The organism is Arthrobacter psychrochitiniphilus (assembly GCF_003185915.1).
GTDB lineage: Bacteria > Actinomycetota > Actinomycetes > Actinomycetales > Micrococcaceae > Specibacter > Specibacter psychrochitiniphilus.
In genome coordinates this window covers 282,848-298,229 of the sequence record NZ_QHLZ01000003.1, presented here as the reverse complement: position 1 = coordinate 298,229, position 15,382 = coordinate 282,848, and the positions used below count along the sequence as shown (strand labels likewise).

At 61.9% G+C, this 15,382-nt stretch carries 11 protein-coding genes and 2 pseudogenes; 4 read left to right on the top strand and 9 right to left on the bottom strand.

Annotated elements, in window-relative coordinates:
- Positions 1-115: 115 nt before the first annotated feature.
- Positions 116-1,408, top strand: coding sequence for an APC family permease (locus CVS29_RS06970; protein WP_110105598.1), 1,293 nt, complete (start codon positions 116-118; stop codon positions 1,406-1,408).
- Here the strand turns inward: CVS29_RS06970 and tsaD are convergent.
- The 6 genes from tsaD to CVS29_RS06940 all read right to left on the bottom strand — a co-directional run bounded on the left by tsaD (position 1,405) and on the right by CVS29_RS06940 (position 6,268).
- Positions 1,405-2,496, bottom strand: a complete 1,092-nt coding sequence (gene tsaD, locus CVS29_RS06965) for a tRNA (adenosine(37)-N6)-threonylcarbamoyltransferase complex transferase subunit TsaD (RefSeq protein WP_110105597.1) — start codon at positions 2,494-2,496, stop codon at positions 1,405-1,407. The genes CVS29_RS06970 and tsaD overlap by 4 nt on opposite strands.
- Positions 2,493-3,035: a ribosomal protein S18-alanine N-acetyltransferase gene (rimI, locus tag CVS29_RS06960; protein WP_110105596.1), complete on the bottom strand. Its 543-nt coding sequence runs from the start codon at positions 3,033-3,035 to the stop codon at positions 2,493-2,495. Before rimI ends, tsaD begins: the two co-directional genes overlap by 4 nt.
- Positions 3,035-3,772: a tRNA (adenosine(37)-N6)-threonylcarbamoyltransferase complex dimerization subunit type 1 TsaB gene (gene tsaB / locus CVS29_RS06955; protein WP_110105595.1), complete on the bottom strand. Its 738-nt coding sequence runs from the start codon at positions 3,770-3,772 to the stop codon at positions 3,035-3,037. Before tsaB ends, rimI begins: the two co-directional genes overlap by 1 nt.
- 11 nt (positions 3,773-3,783) lie before the next feature.
- Complete coding sequence (tsaE, locus tag CVS29_RS06950; protein WP_110105594.1) at positions 3,784-4,398, bottom strand: tRNA (adenosine(37)-N6)-threonylcarbamoyltransferase complex ATPase subunit type 1 TsaE; 615 nt, start codon at positions 4,396-4,398, stop codon at positions 3,784-3,786.
- Positions 4,395-5,645, bottom strand: coding sequence for an alanine racemase (alr, locus tag CVS29_RS06945; protein ID WP_110105593.1), 1,251 nt, complete (start codon positions 5,643-5,645; stop codon positions 4,395-4,397). The genes tsaE and alr overlap by 4 nt, the downstream gene beginning before the upstream one ends.
- A 95-nt stretch (positions 5,646-5,740) precedes the next feature.
- Positions 5,741-6,268: a DUF427 domain-containing protein gene (locus CVS29_RS06940; protein WP_110105592.1), complete on the bottom strand. Its 528-nt coding sequence runs from the start codon at positions 6,266-6,268 to the stop codon at positions 5,741-5,743.
- A 253-nt stretch (positions 6,269-6,521) separates the two neighbouring features.
- Between CVS29_RS06940 and mshA the strand changes: the two genes are divergently transcribed.
- The 3 genes and pseudogenes from mshA (at position 6,522) to CVS29_RS06925 (ending at position 10,811) form a co-directional block, all read left to right on the top strand.
- Complete coding sequence (gene mshA / locus CVS29_RS06935; RefSeq protein WP_110105591.1) at positions 6,522-7,772, top strand: D-inositol-3-phosphate glycosyltransferase; 1,251 nt, start codon at positions 6,522-6,524, stop codon at positions 7,770-7,772.
- Positions 7,773-7,935: 163 nt separating this feature from the next.
- Positions 7,936-9,667 (top strand): annotated as a pseudogene (locus CVS29_RS06930) (glycoside hydrolase family 13 protein).
- A gap of 184 nt (positions 9,668-9,851) precedes the next feature.
- Complete coding sequence (locus tag CVS29_RS06925) at positions 9,852-10,811, top strand: DUF559 domain-containing protein (protein ID WP_110105590.1); 960 nt, start codon at positions 9,852-9,854, stop codon at positions 10,809-10,811.
- A 141-nt stretch (positions 10,812-10,952) separates the two neighbouring features.
- Here the strand turns inward: CVS29_RS06925 and CVS29_RS06920 are convergent, their stop codons facing one another.
- The 3 genes and pseudogenes from CVS29_RS06920 to CVS29_RS06910 all read right to left on the bottom strand — a co-directional run bounded on the left by CVS29_RS06920 (position 10,953) and on the right by CVS29_RS06910 (position 15,377).
- Positions 10,953-12,032 carry an inositol-3-phosphate synthase gene (locus tag CVS29_RS06920; protein ID WP_110105589.1) on the bottom strand — a complete coding sequence of 360 codons (1,080 nt, stop codon included), beginning with the start codon at positions 12,030-12,032 and terminating at the stop codon, positions 10,953-10,955.
- A 244-nt stretch (positions 12,033-12,276) separates the two neighbouring features.
- Positions 12,277-13,314, bottom strand: coding sequence for an L-glyceraldehyde 3-phosphate reductase (gene mgrA / locus CVS29_RS06915; protein WP_110105588.1), 1,038 nt, complete (start codon positions 13,312-13,314; stop codon positions 12,277-12,279).
- Between the two features lie 37 nt (positions 13,315-13,351).
- Positions 13,352-15,377, bottom strand: a pseudogene (locus tag CVS29_RS06910) (glycogen debranching protein).
- Between the last annotated feature and the right edge of the window lie 5 nt (positions 15,378-15,382).

Below are 15,382 nucleotides of genomic sequence, written 5' to 3'. Positions count from 1 at the left end.
CACCCACGTGGCTCCATCGTCGGAAGCAGAAACCAACCGAGCGTTCATCCGCTGTTCATTCAGGTGGACTAGCCTTCAGAGTTGACGTATTTGGGCTACGAAGGGAATCAAGCATATGAGCGGCACCCCGGGGCTCTCACGCAGGCTGGGCACCATGGACGCAGTGGTGATTGGGCTGGGTTCGATGATGGGTGCAGGGGTCTTCGCCGCCTTCACACCGGCAGCTCAGGCCGCCGGCTCTGGGCTGCTGATTGGACTCGCAGTGGCCGCTGGCGTTGCCTATTGCAATGCCACCTCATCAGCTCAACTGGCCGCCACCTATCCCACCTCTGGCGGCACCTACATGTACGGGCGCAAACTGCTGGGTCCGTGGCCCGGTTTTCTGGCTGGCTGGGGGTTCGTGATCGGCAAGACCGCCAGCAGTGCAGCCATGGCCATGACGTTTGCCGCCTACGCCGCTCCGCCGGGCTGGGAGCGTCCGGTGGCGATGGCCGCCGTGGCCCTGTTGGTGGCGGTGAATTACCGGGGCATCACCCGTACCGCGGCGCTGGCCCGAATAATTGTGGTGACGGTGCTGGTGGCCTTGGCCATTGCCGTGGCGGCGGTGTGGACAGGCTTGGGTGAGGGCGGTGCCGGGCTGCTGCCCAGCGAAGGCCTGGCCGGCAGCGGACTACTGGCTCACGGCTGGTACGGCATTTTGCAATCGGCTGGGCTGTTGTTCTTCGCCTTTGCCGGATACGCCCGGATTGCCACTCTCGGGGAGGAAGTCAGGGATCCTCGGCGCACTATTCCCCGTGCCATCCTGATCTCCCTGGCCATCGCTGCCGCAATTTACGCCTGCCTTGGAATCACGCTTCTTGTAGCTTTGGGGCCCGACGGCGTGGCCGGCACCTCCGCGCCGCTGGCCGCCGCCGTGGCCGCCGGAAGCTGGGGATGGGCGGCCCCCGTGGTGCAGGTGGGTGCCGCATTGGCATCCTTGGGTGCGCTGCTGGCGCTGATTGCCGGTGTGGGCCGCACTACTATGGCGATGGCGCGCGAGGATGACTTGCCGCGCTGGTTGTCAGCAGTGCATCCGAAGTTTCAGGTGCCACACCGCGCCGAGCTGGCCTTGGGTGTAGCCGTGGTGGTGATCATTGCTGTGGCTGATCTGCGCGGCGCCATTGCCTTCTCATCCTTTGGCGTGCTGCTGTACTACCTTGTGGCAAATCTGGCAGCATTCACCCAGACGGGGACGGACCGCCGCTACCCCCGATTCCTGCAGTTACTAGGAGCCGGTGCCTGCGTTTTGCTGGTTGCTACACTGCCTGTCCAGGCGGTGATGGCGGGTCTGGCCATGTTTGCGGTGGGCGCCCTCTACCGCGTGATCCGGCAGCGAACACTTCACCGGCACCGTACAGCTAGAGGCTAGAGGCTGATGGTGGTTACTGGCAAGGAGGAATCGGTAGCGAAGGCTAGATCGCTCGGGGCCACCCCGTTCATGACCAGTTGCGCGCCGAGGGCCGCAACCATGGCCCCGTTGTCGGTACACAGTGACAATGAAGGCACCAGTAGGGTGATGCCTGCGGCTAAGCAGCGCTGCCCTGCGAGTTCGCGCAGCCGCGAATTTGCGGCCACTCCACCACCCAACAACAAGGTGGTGACGCCCTGTTCCCTGCAGGCCAGCACGGCCTTGGCGGTAATGACATCCAGCACAGCTTCCTGGAACGATGCCGCAATGTCAGCCACTGGCACTTCCTCCCCGCGGGCTTCGTAGCCCTCAACACAGCGGGCAACGGCCGTCTTGAGGCCAGAGAAGGAGAAGTCGTAGCGATGTGGGCCTGGAGCCTCCGCCGTGCCCATGTATTTGGGCATGGTCAGCCCGCGTGGGAAACGAATCGCTTTCGCGTTGCCTTCCCGCGCCAACTTATCAATGGCTGGCCCGCCCGGGTAGCTCAGCCCCAACAGCCGGGCCACCTTATCAAAAGCCTCCCCGGCGGCGTCATCAATGGTGGCACCGAGCAGTTGCACATCGGAGGCGATGCTGCGCACCCGCAGGATCTCGGTATGTCCGCCGGAAACCAAAAGGGCGCCAAGATTCTCCGGCAAGGCCCCGCCGTCGTACTGGGCTGCGATGGATTTATCCAGCAGGCCCACACCCACATGCGCCACCAGATGGTTGATGGCGTACAGCGGTTTGCCGGTGGCCAGGGCCAGTGCCTTCGCCGCACTGACGCCCACCATGAGCGCACCGGCCAGGCCGGGCCCGGTCGTGACGGCGATCGCGTCCACCTCCTCGAGGGTGACCCCGGCATCGGAAAGGGCCGCAGCCAAGGTAGGAACAAAGGCGTCCAGATGTGCGCGGGAGGCGATCTCCGGGATGACCCCACCAAAGCGCACGTGCTCATCCATCGAGGAGGAGACCGTGTTGGTGAGCAGTTCCGTGCCACGCACCAGGCCCACGCCGGTCTCGTCACAGGAGGATTCAATACCCAGGATCAGCGGGTTGGCCTGGTTCATGACAGGTCCTTCTCAGTAGTTTTTTCGGTGTGCCCGGAAGCCAGTTGCAGGCGCATAATCAGCCCGTCCGAGCCGTCACGGTAGTACTTGCGCCGCGTGTGAATGTGTTCAAAGCCGTAGCGGGCGTACAGCTTTTGGGCGCGCGGGTTGGTGGAGCTGACCTCCAGCATAATGTCCTCTGCACCACGGCGAACGGCCTCAGCAATCAGCTCATCCAGCATGGCCCGTGCAATGCCACGCCCCTCATATTCGGCCAACACCCCGATGGTTTGGATATCGCCAATGGGCGGCACACACATCAGCCCGGCATAACCGGCGGCCCGCATTTTTTCCCCAGGCACGGCCCCGGATGGCAGCTCCGCGATGATGTACCGCCGGGTTTCTGGCTGGGAAAGTTCCGCCACAAACATCTCCCGCGGCCAGGAATCCACCCCGAACAGCATCTTGTCCAAGGCCGTGATGGCGTCAATATCGGTAGCCACCATGTCCCGCAGAACGGCCGGGGAACTGTCCGGATCCGAACCGGTATTTTTCCTCATCACAGTGCCCGTTTCCGGGGGCCGGGAACCTTGGCGTCGGATTCGCGCAGGTAGAGCGGGGTGGAATCGAGCAGACCCGCACCCTCCAGCGAACCGGCGGCGGTGATCTTGCGGATAGCGGCCCGGCCCAGTTCCAGCGCTGTGGGCTGGGCGTGGGCGAGGGGCGCATGGACGGTGCAGCGGTTGCCAACCAGGACCTCCTCATAGAGCCCGGCTCCGGCACCAAACACGGGCACGCCGAAAATATCGGCGGCCGGCCCCACATGCGGACCGTCCAGCAAATGAGCACCGGCACTGTACTTGGCCCAATACACTTCCTTGCGCCGGGCATCCGTGGCGATGACAAAATCATCCATCGCCAACGGGCCCAGCGCGCGTCCGGCGCTGTCCTTCTTGGGCGTGTCAAAAACTTGCTGAGCCAGCGCGTCAAGGCTCATCATCCCGTACAGCGGCACGCCCCAGGTGAAGCTGAGCGTGCGGGCCATGGCGATGCCGGAGCGCAGCCCGGTGAAGGGGCCAGGCCCCGTGCCCACAATGATCGCGTCCAGGGCGGGGCCTTCGGCGACAGGGTCGGTGAACAGGGACTTCACCCCGGGCGCCAGTTCCTCGGCCTGGCTGCGGGTGTCAACCGTGGCAAAGTTCGCCACTAACTCCGCTGTCTTGACCGGGTCCTGCGGGTCAAAGTCGAGGAGGGCGGCGCTGGCAATGGCCGAGGTGTCAATGGTCAGAATTCGCACGTAGTTCTCATCTATTCTGTTGTGGTCATGGGCTGGCCGAGCACGGAGAAGTCAATGCCTTCCCAGCGCGGCCCGATGGCGCTCAAGCGCAAGGTGCGGGGTTCGTCGCAGTCCTCGTCGGCATCGAAACTGCCGGCGAACAGCGCATCAAGTTCCACGCTGGCGTCGTCGGCATCCAACGTTTCCGGTATGCCGGATGCAGCAGCCGTATCCCCGCCCACTGCACGCACGAGTTCAATTTCTAGCCGGCTGGCTGCGAGGTGCTCCACCCTATCCACCCCCCATTCAACTACGGTCACAGAGTCATCCATGGTCCGTTCCAAGTCAATGTCATCGATCTCGCCCGGCGTGGCCAGACGGTACGCGTCCACGTGGACCAAGTCCGGACCGCCGGGGTTGTGACCGTCGGGCCGGTTCGGGTGGATGCGTACCAGGACGAAGGTGGGTGAAATGATGCCTTCCCGCACGCCCAGACTTCGGCCCAGGCCTTGGGTAAACGTGGTTTTCCCTGCTCCGAGTTCGCCGCTGAGGATGATCAAATCACCGGCCTTTAACAGTTTGGCAAGGTGTGCGGCCAGTAGCTGGGTTTGTTCGGGCCCGCTGGTGAGAAATTCCCAGGCATTCACAGGCCCGCCCCTGACTCGGCGATGCTGGCTGTAGCGATCTCTCCGGCTGCAGTCTCATCCGCCCCGCCCACATAGCGCCGTGGCACGCGCGGACTGATACGGGTAATGAGCTCGTAGTTGATGGTCCCGGCTGCTGCCGCCCACTGCTCAACCAGAGGTCCGCCACCGCTCCCGTTGCCAAAAAGCTCGGCAGTAGCTCCGAGTAAAGAGCCCGGAACTGACGCCTCGGCGAGGCGGTCCCGAGCACCCGGACCCAGATCGATAACCATTTGGTCCATGGCAATGCGCCCCACCACGGGGTAGGTCACCCCGTTGACCCGGACCGGCCCACCTGTGGCGATCCGGGGGATGCCATCGGCGTAGCCCAGTGGAATAAGGCCCAAGGTGGTGGGCTCCGCCGTGACGTAATTCAGTCCGTAGGAGATTCCTTGCCCGGCAGGGACGTCCTTGCACGAGGCGATCTGGGTGGCCAGCGTCATGGCCGGTTCCAACCCCAGTTGCGCGGAGGTGCGGTCCGGGAACGGGGAGAGTCCGTACACGCCCAGACCCACCCTGACCAGATCGAAGTGTGTGTCGGGGCGGGAGAGAGTGGCCGCAGTATTGGCTATGTGGCGCACCTCAAGCTGCGCGCCAGCAGCTTCCAAAATGGCAATGGCGGTGCAAAAGCCTTGAAGTTGCTGATCCGTTTCGGGGCGTGCGGGTTCATCGGCAACGGCCAGATGGCTGAACACGCCCACCACGCGCAGCACTCCCTCAGCTTGGTATGCCATGGCCGCGCCAACAAATCCCGGCCAGTTCGCCAACGTGCTGCCGTTACGGCCCAGACCCGTGTCAATCTTTAGGTGAATCCGTGCGGGCCGCCCCAACGTGCGGGCTGCGCTAACAATGTGTTCCAGTTCCCAGCCGGAGCAGCCCAGATCAATGTTTTGTGCAATAGCGGCCGCGAAATCCGTGTCAGGGGTATGCAACCAAGCCAAAATCGGCACGGTCAAGCCAGCGGCACGCAGTGCCAGCGCCTCTGAAACGTGGGCCGTGCCCAGCCACTGCACCCCAGCAGCCACTGCTGTGCGGGCCACTTGGAGGGCGCCGTGTCCGTAGGCGTCGGCCTTGACCACCGCCATGAATTGGGCCGGTGCGCAGGCCTGACGCAGGTGACGAATATTGTTGGCGATCGCGGACAGGTCAATGATGGCTTGCCGTTCCAGACCGTGATTCGGTGCGGGAACTGGCACAACGGATGAGCTCACCCACCCATTTTAGCCCCCCTTGCACCCACAAGCTGGGCCACACTGCCGGGCCCGCTGCGCACGCGCGTGAGTCTGGGGCAAACTCTAGAAAGAGCTCACCAGCCGGAGGTGCCTAGCCCGCCCTTGAACGGACCAACTATCTGCGGGGTGATCCAGCCTCCGTAGAAGTCTCCTTCTTGGAAGGTGACCTGTTCGCCGTTTACCTCGCAGGAATCCATATGACTGGGGTAGAGGGCCACGCGGGTACACAGAGCCTCGTAGCCCGGAGCGGGCTCCGGGTAGGTCCACCCTGCACGGGGAACGCGGGATGTGCCGGCGACCACGTCAAAGTAGTGGGCCTCGCCCTTGAACTCACAAAAACTGGTGCCCTCAACGGGAAGGAGCACACCGTCCGGGAACGCCTTCAGCGGCAAGTAGTAGACGGGCGGATGGCTCGTCTCCAGAACACGCACAGCATCGGTGGTATCGGCAATCACCTGACCACCAAGACGCACAACAACACGCTCCGATACCGGTTCGACCCTTGGCGGCCGAGGGTAGCCCCACACCGATTCTTGACCGGCCGTGGGCTTGATCGGTTGGGGACGTCTGAAGTGGGCGGAGAAACCATGGGCAGCATTCATGCCTCGATGCTGCCATCCTCAGCTGGGATGCTACTGGGAATGCCAGGGAGGTCTTGGTTGCCACGGGTCTAGTGGGCAGGGGCGGTGCGGGCATGCGGTGACTCGCCGGCGTCGGAGGTGTGGCCCTGAACCAGCCCTTCCGCCATTCTCTCAGCCATGGAGCTCACGGGCGGCACGGCGCTAGGAACCGCGCGCAGGCAGTGGGAAGATGAGTACAGTATCCACATCCGCCACACACGCCAGAAGGAAGTACATGCATCAGGTTCGCCGCGTCGCGATGCTATCCCTGCACACCTCCCCGCTGGAGCAGCCCGGTGGCGGGGACGCTGGCGGGATGAATGTGTACGTGCGGCATCTGGCGCTTCAGCTGGCAGCAGCAGGGGTGAGCGTGGATATTTACACTCGGCGCACCACGGCCGAACAGCCGGATACCGTGATGCTGGCCCCGCACGTAAGCGTTCACCACATCACGGCCGGCCCGTTCGCCAACGTCTCAAAGGAGACTCTGCCGGAGCTGGTCACAGAGATGGCCGACGCCGTCGCCGATCATGTCACTTCCCTCCCGGGGGAGCCCACCAACGTCATCCATTCACATTATTGGGTTTCGGGAATGGCCGGGATCCTGGTGGCCAAGCGTCTGGACCTGCCGCTGGTTCATACCATGCACACCATGGCACGGGTCAAGAACCATTACCTCCCCCCGGGCCAGAGCGCCGAACCGGGCATCCGTGAGGACGGTGAGCAGCACATTGTGGCTGCGGCCACGCGCCTGGTCGCCAATACTACGGCCGAAGCTGCCGAGCTTGAGCGCCACTACGACGGCTGTGAACAGCGCATTGACATTGTGTCCCCCGGCGTGGACTTAAAGGTTTTCAAACCAGCCTTCCGCGACCGTTCCCGCCAAGAACTGGGGATTGCCCCCGAGCGCTTCCATGTAGTCTTCGCCGGACGCATGCAGCGTTTGAAGGGCCCGCACGTGCTGGTCAAGGCGGCCGCCATCCTGCGTGCTGAGCGTCCGGACATTGAACTGCAGATCTCATTTTTGGGTGCTCGCAGCGGTCATGATAAGTATGATCTTCCCACCATGATTGACGACGCCGGACTCTCCAGTGTTGCTGCCATCCACCCTCCCGTCGGGGCGGCCGAGTTAGCCGATTGGTACCGCAGCGCGGACGTGGTGGCGGTCCCCTCCTCCAGCGAGTCATTTGGCCTGGTTGCGTTGGAGGCCCAGGCCTGTGGCACCCCTGTCATCGCTACGAATGTGGGCGGGCTGCCCCGAGCCGTCAGCGATGGGCGCACAGGGCTACTTATTGAGGGCAGATCACCGAAATTGTGGGCCGATGCCATCGCCTCGCTTCACGACTTCCCCGGTACGCGGGCGGACATGGGCCGGGCTGCCTCCGTGTTCGCCGAGGCGTACGGCTGGGAAAACACTGCCGCACAGACTATCCAAAGCTACGATTTAGCACTAACGTACCAATACCTCACCCCGCCAGGCTGCTAGCTTCCCCCTCACACCTCTCTCATCCCAACCCTCCCGCAGCTTCGGGGTTTGGAGCACACCAGCCTTTGCCTCCTCCCTCATGGATATGGCACCGTTGCTGTTGATCTGCGTTTTCTCCCAGCGCTGGGACATCTCCGTCCGTCATGAGAGGATCCATCAAATAATGACTTTTCCCAATTCACCCGATGCCGCCCCCTTCAGCCCCGATGCCAACTGGTGGCGCCAAGCCGCGGTGTACCAAATTTATCCGCGCAGCTTCGCTGATGCCAACGGTGACGGCATGGGTGATCTGCCCGGTGTCACCGCCCGTATGGGCTACCTTTCGGCATTGGGCATTGACGCGATCTGGCTCAGCCCGTTCTATCCCTCCGCCTTGGCCGATGGCGGCTATGACGTTGATGATTACCGCAACGTCGATCCCCGGCTCGGCTCCTTGGATGACTTTGATGCCATGGTCTCAGCGGCCCATGCCGCGAATATTAAGGTCATAGTAGATGTGGTCCCCAACCATTCCTCCAACCATCACGAATGGTTCAAAGCCGCCCTCGCCGCAGCGCCGGGCTCGCCAGAGCGCGCCCGCTACCAGTTCTTTGACGGGTTGGGAGAGAACGGTGAGTTGCCGCCGTCAGACTGGCCTTCCCACTTTGGCGGGCCCGCGTGGACCCGTGTGGTGGAGGCCGCCGGCCCCAATGCCGGCCAGCTGGGCCAGTGGTACCTGCACTTGTTCGCCACCGAGCAGCCCGATTTCAACTGGGACCACCCGGAGGTGCGTGAGGACTTCCACACCACCTTGCGTTTCTGGGCGGACCGGGGCGTGGACGGCTTCCGTGTGGACGTGGCGCACGGGCTGGCGAAGGATATGTCACTGCCGTTACGGTCCAAACCGGAGCTGGAAATCCTTGTCAGTGACGGCTCTGATCCGCTCTTTGACCGCGACGCCGTGCATGAAATCTTCGAAGGCTGGCGCACAGTACTCAACGAATACACTCCGCCCAAGGCCGCCGTGGCCGAGGCCTGGGTCCCGTTCACGGAGCGTCGCCTGAAGTATGCGCGCCCTACCGAGTTGGGCCAGGCGTTCAACTTTGACCTTCTGCAGGCGCACTTCGACGGTGTTGAATTCCGTGCCATTGCGCAGAAGTGCCTCGTTGAGGCTGCGGCCTCCGGCGCCTCCTCCACCTGGGTGTTCTCCAACCACGACGTCATCCGCCATGCTTCCCGCTACGCCCTGCCGGATGAGAGCACGCTGGCGGATCTGGAATCGTGGTTGATGGCCGACGGCGTCACTCCCGTTACTGATCAGGCGCGCGGTTTGCGCCGGGCCAGGGCCGCGACGCTGTTCATGCTGGGGCTGCCCGGCTCCGCCTACCTGTATCAGGGTGAGGAACTGGGACTGTTCGAGGTGGCGGACCTGCCGCATGACTCGTTGCAAGACCCCACTTGGTTCCGTACGGGCCACCAGGTCAAGGGTCGCGACGGTTGCCGTGTGCCGCTGCCGTGGACGCCCACCGGGGAAAACTTCGGTTTCGGCGGCACGCCGTGGCTGCCACAGCCGGCCGGGTTCGGCGCGCTAGCAGCCAGCGTCCAAGACGGTGTGCCGGGTTCCACGCTGGAAATGTACCGTGCCGCGCTGAAGTTGCGGCGCGAGCTGCAGTGCGAGGAGATCCTGGAATGGCTCAGCGCACCCGAGTCAGAGGGTGGTGCACTACCGCCGGCCCAACGGCTGGGAGGTGCTCACCAACTTTGCCTCGGTGCCCGCAGTGTTGCCGCCCGGCGTCGAGCCTGCCAGGGTTGCGATCAGTTCCGGCGAGTCGGTAGTAGCGGATGAAGGTGCTACTGGCGCGGGAATTTCGGCGGGAATAATCCCGGCAGAAACCACCCTATGGCTCGCCCCCTAACCCTCCACCCACCGACGCTATCCCACCAATGGTGCATTTCTCCTGGACGCTCTCCCACCAATGGGTGGTTTTAGCGGGACGCTCTCCCACTTCTGTTTGGCATCTTTTACTCGCCAACCAGAAGTGGGAGAGCGCCTGTGGATAACTTTGCACGCAGGTTCCGTTTCAAGACCACAATATATTCATGGAGCCTCAACCAGCACCCCTCATCCCTGAGCGCCCATTCACTGTCGGTGAGGCGCAGTCCCGAGGTCTGCCCCGGCAGCGGCTGCGCGGCAAGGAAGTGGAAGGCGTCAGTTACGGCATCTACCGTCCATTCGGCTGGAATTTCGAGTTGAAGGAAGCGGCACGGGCCCTGTGCGCAGCCTCGCCAGGCGCATGGATCTCCCATTCGACGGCGGCACGGTTGCACCAGCTCATCTTGCCGCCCTGGCTTGGCGACTCCAACGACCTGCACATCAGCCGCCCACGGCATACTTCAGGGGTTCGGCGCAGGGGCATCAATGCACACAAGATGACGGCATTTCCTGACGAAACCGAGCTAGACGGAGAACTGCGCCTTAGCACCCGAGCCCGCACTTGGCTGGACATGGCACGGGTGCTCTCGCTAGCGGATTTAGTGTGCATGGGCGACCAGCTCGTGCGCATTCCCCGAGCCATATTTGAGGACCGTGAGGAGCCCTACGCCACCCTTGCATCCTTGCGGGCCATACTTGATAGGCACCGAAACTTGCAAGGAATTGTCCGTGCAAGGGATGCACTCGAGCTGGTGCGGGTGGGCTCCGATTCCGGCCCTGAAACACTTTTGCGGTTGGCCATGATCAACGCCGGACTGCCCGAACCCGATCTGCAGATCAAGCTCTGGGACCGCGATGACGCACCCTCTGCCGATGCCGGCTATCGTGATCGTCGCATTGCCTTACAGTACGACGGCGCCCATCACCTTGATGAGGTCCAGCGCCACAGCGACAGGCGGCGGGACAGAGCTTTCAGAGACGCTGGTTGGACAGTCCTGGTGTTCACACAGGAGGATGTGGCCGATGGGTTTGAATCCGCAACGCTCCTTATCAAGCGTGCTTTGCGGACCGCTTGGACTGACCCCTCCATCGAATCCGGATTTTCCTCGGGCCAGCGCAAAGCCTAGCTACGCGGCATACAGATACCCTGAGCTGATCCCAAAACAGAACGCCCCCTCACAATGAGAGAGCGTTCTGTTTTATCCAACTATTGGTGGGATAGCGTCTAGAAAAAACACACCAAAGGTGAGATAGCGTCGGTAGTGGGGCTAGATTTCGCCTCGGATGAAGGCTTCTACCTTTTCGTGGGCGATGTCGTCGGCGTACTGCTCCGGCGGGGACTTCATGAAGTAGCTCGAAGCCGAGAGGATCGGTCCGCCAATGCCGCGGTCCAGAGCGATCTTGGCTGCACGGATAGCGTCGATGATGACACCGGCCGAGTTGGGAGAGTCCCACACTTCAAGCTTGTACTCCAGGGAAACCGGGGCGTCACCGAAGTTGCGGCCTTCGAGACGGACAAAAGCCCACTTGCGGTCATCGAGCCACGCTACGTAGTCCGACGGCCCAATGTGGACGTCGTCTTCACTGAGCACAGCCGAGGTGTTGGAGGTGACAGCTTGGGTCTTGGAGATCTTCTTGGACTCAAGGCGCTCACGCTCAAGCATGTTCTTGAAGTCCATGTTGCCGCCAACGTTGAGCTGGTAGGTGCGGTCCAGAACCACGCCGCGGTCTTCGAAGAGCTTAGCCATGACACGGTGCGTGATGGTTGCACCAATCTGGGACTTGATGTCATCGCCAACAATCGGCACACCGGCTGCAGTGAACTTGTCGGCCCACTCCTTGGTACCTGCAATGAACACGGGCAGGGCATTGACAAAAGCTACGCCAGCGTCAATGGCGCACTGTGCATAAAATTTGGCGGCAGCATCAGAGCCAACCGGCAAGTAGCAAACCAAAACGTCAACCTTGGAGGCCTTCAGCTCGGCCACCACGTCAACCGCTTCGGCGTCAGATTCAACGATCGTTTCGCGGTAGTACTTACCCAGACCATCAAGAGTGGTCCCGCGCAGGACAGGAACGTCCAGGTGGGGGACATCGGCAATCTTGATGGTGTTGTTCTCACTGGCACCAATGGCCTCAGAGAGATCCAGACCGACTTTTTTGCTGTCAACGTCAAATGCTGCCACGAAATGCACGTCATTGACGTGGTACTGGCCGAACTCAACGTGCATCAGGCCCGGAACCTTCACGCTGGCATCAGCGTTCTGGTAGTACTGGACACCCTGCACCAAGGACGCGGCACAGTTGCCGACGCCTACGATGGCAACCCGAATAGGATGATTGGACACGGAACTCCTTCATAAAAACTCAAACGGGCCCGGCTGTCACTTCTTGCGGTGAGGGGTCGACGCACGTCTTCACGGTTGACATAAAGACACGACGCACGGCTGTTTCGACCGGACCTGGCGCCCCAACGGCGCCCTTAACCATACTAGTCAACACTTGTTGCCCCGATTTTGTTCCCTCGGGGCAACAATGTCTCGTTGATTTGTCACACAAGCATGCCTTCGCCAGGAAAGCGTGCTGATTTTGCTACTTCTGCGCCCACCTGTTGATATCAGATTCGACGGCGAACTCATCGATCGCTGCCAGCTCCTCGTCAGTGAAGTCAAGGTTGTTAACGGCGGCAACGGTGTTTTCCAACTGCTTGACACTGGAAGCGCCCACCAGCGCCGAGGTGACCGAACTGCCCTTGCTTTGTTCGCGCAGAATCCAGGCAATGGCCATCTGCGCCAGCGACTGATCCCGCCCGGCAGCAATATCATTGAGTCCGCGCACTCTGGACATTTTTTCTTCCGTCAGGTCATTGTGAGAGAGGAAGTGCTCCTTGGCGGCGCGTGAATCTGCCGGCACACCCAGGAGGTACCTATCCGTCAACATGCCCTGGGCCAGAGGCGAGAAGGCAATGGAGCCGGCCCCCACGGACTCGAGCGCTTCATAGAGGTTCGGCTCGCCGTTCTCCGTCCAACGGTTCAGCATCGAGTAGGAGGGCTGGTGAATGAGCAGCGGGGTGCCCATTTCCTTCAGGATCCGGGCAGCTTCGAGAGTCTGCGCCGGGGTGTAAGACGAAATGCCTGCATACAGTGCCTTGCCCGAACGCACGGCGTAATCAAGGGCGCCCATGGTTTCTTCCATGGGGGTGTCCGGGTCGGGGCGGTGGCTGTAGAAGATGTCCACGTAGTCAAGGCCCATCCGCGAGAGCGACTGATCCAGGCTGGAGAGCAGGGACTTGCGTGAGCCCCATTCCCCGTACGGGCCCGGCCACATGAGATAGCCGGCCTTGGTGGAGATGACCAATTCGTCGCGGTACGCGCCCAGGCCCTCCTTCAGGTGGCGGCCAAAGTTCGTCTCGGCACTGCCCGCTGGCGGACCATAGTTGTTGGCCAGGTCAAAGTGGTTGACACCCAGGTCAAAGGCGCGGCGCAGGATATCGCGCTGCTCCTGGAACGGCTTGTCGTCGCCAAAATTGTGCCACAGGCCCAAGGAGATGGCGGGCAATTTCAGCCCACTGCGCCCAACTCGGCGGTAGGGCATGGATTCATAACGGTTTTCCTCGGCGTGATAAGTCATACCAGCAATCTTGCCACGCCTTGGATGTGATCTGCATCTAGTCCCGATCCGGGGCGCGCAGTACCAGCACCGAGCGACCGGTGACAAGAACGACGGCGCCCGCCGAAAGTTGGTGCCCCACCACCCCATCCGTATGGATTTCCACTATCCAGTGCATGGCGTAGCCCTGATCCGGGAGGGTGAACTCCACCGCGTCATCACCGCCGTTGAACAGCATCAAGAAGCAGTCATCAACTACGGGTTGGCCCCGGGCATCGCAGTCCGGGATGCCGCCACCGTTGAGGAAAACCCCAATGCTGTGGCCGAATCCGCTGTCCCAATCCGCAGGCGCCATGGCTGCTGCGTCGGGGCGCAACCACACAATGTCCGGCAGTGCGCCGTCGTCCCCACGTTCCACAGGGCGCCCATCAAAGAACCGGCGACGCCGGAACACGGGGTGCGCTTGCCGTATCCTTGCCAGCCGGGAGACAAAGTCAATCAACTCGGCATCGGCCTGGTCCCAATTGATCCAAGAAAGCGCCGAGTCCTGGGCGTAGGCGTTGTTGTTCCCGTTCTGGGTCCGGCCCAGCTCATCGCCGTGCGCGATCATGGGCACGCCTTGGGAGAGCAGCAACGTGGTCAGAAAGTTCCTCTGTGTCCGTGCCCGGAGCGCCAGCACGGCGGGATCGCTGGTGGGGCCCTCCGCCCCGTGGTTCCAGGAACGGTTATCGGATTCGCCGTCATGGTTCTCTTCTCCGTTGGCGTCGTTGTGTTTGTCGTTGTAGCTGACCAGATCGGCCAGGGTGAAGCCGTCATGGGCCGTGACGAAGTTGATGGAGGCCACGGGGCTGCGCCCGGAATTTGCCGTTCCACTCACTCCATTGTGGCGGGAAGTTGCCCACCTGGTACCCGCCGGGGCCAAGATCCCACGGCTCAGCAATGAGTTTCACACGCGAAATGACAGGATCCTGCTGGACCATCTCAAAGAATGAGGAGAGTTTGTCTACATCATAAAATTCCCGGGCCAAGGTGGCGGCAAGGTCAAAACGGAACCCGTCAACATGCATTTCAGTAACCCAATACCGCAACGAATCCATGATGAGTTGGAGTGAGTGGGGAGAGCGGACATTGAGCGAATTTCCCGTCCCCGTGTAGTCCAGGTAATGCTCCTTGTCCCCTTCCATCAGCCGGTAGTAAGCATCATTGTCAATGCCACGGAAGGACAATGTGGGGCCCAGATGGTTACCCTCCGCAGTGTGGTTGTACACAACATCGAGGATGACTTCCAGGCCGTTGCGGTGCAGTTCCTTGACCATGGACTTGAACTCGCGCACTTGTTCGCACGGGTCGGCACTGGTGGCGTATTCGTTGTGTGGGGCGAAGAAACCAAGCGTGTTGTAGCCCCAATAGTTGCGCAAGCCTTGGCCCAGCAGCCGCTCATCCTGCACAAATTGGTGCACCGGCATGAGTTCGACGGCACTCACACCCACCCTTTTCAGGTGGGCCGCCACGGAGGGGTGAGCCACCCCCGCGTAACGTCCACGCTGGTGCTCAGGAACATCGGGGTGCAGCGCGGTGAGCCCCTTGACGTGGGCCTCGTAAATGACCGTCTCGTGGTACGGGGTTCCCGGGCTCCTATCAGTACTGCCGTCCGGGTAGCTCCAGTCAAAAGAATCGTCCACCACCACGCTGCATAACGTGTGGGCTGCCGAATCCTCATCATTTCGTCTTTGCGGTTCCCCGAGTTGATAGCCGAAGACTTCTTGACCCCAATCAATGCCGCCGGCTATCCCCCGGGCGTAGGGGTCCAACAGGAGTTTGGCGGCGTTGAAACGCAAGCCGTTAGCCGGGCCCCAGGGGCCGTCAACACGGTAGCCATAGTGCTGGCCGGAGACTACGCCGGGCACGTAGCCATGCCACACATACCAGTCTGTTTCCGTCAGTTCCAGCGTGGTCCGTGTGCCGTCCGAGTTGAATAAGCACAGTGTCACCACCTGTGCACCCTCGCTGAACAAGGCAAAGTTTGTGCCTTCCGCGTCCGCATGGGCACCCAACGGGTGAGCCAGGCCCGGCCAAATTTCCATGGTTC

Coding starts and splice junctions, on each gene's coding strand:
- rimI (WP_110105596.1), bottom strand. CDS start 3,035: ATGAGGAAAAATACCGGTTCGGATCCGGACAGTTCCCCGGCCGTTCTG.
- mshA (WP_110105591.1), top strand. CDS start 6,522: ATGCATCAGGTTCGCCGCGTCGCGATGCTATCCCTGCACACCTCCCCG.
- mgrA (WP_110105588.1), bottom strand. CDS start 13,314: ATGACTTATCACGCCGAGGAAAACCGTTATGAATCCATGCCCTACCGC.
- CVS29_RS06970 (WP_110105598.1), top strand. CDS start 116: ATGAGCGGCACCCCGGGGCTCTCACGCAGGCTGGGCACCATGGACGCA.
- tsaD (WP_110105597.1), bottom strand. CDS start 2,496: ATGAACCAGGCCAACCCGCTGATCCTGGGTATTGAATCCTCCTGTGAC.
- CVS29_RS06940 (WP_110105592.1), bottom strand. CDS start 6,268: ATGAATGCTGCCCATGGTTTCTCCGCCCACTTCAGACGTCCCCAACCG.
- CVS29_RS06925 (WP_110105590.1), top strand. CDS start 9,852: ATGGAGCCTCAACCAGCACCCCTCATCCCTGAGCGCCCATTCACTGTC.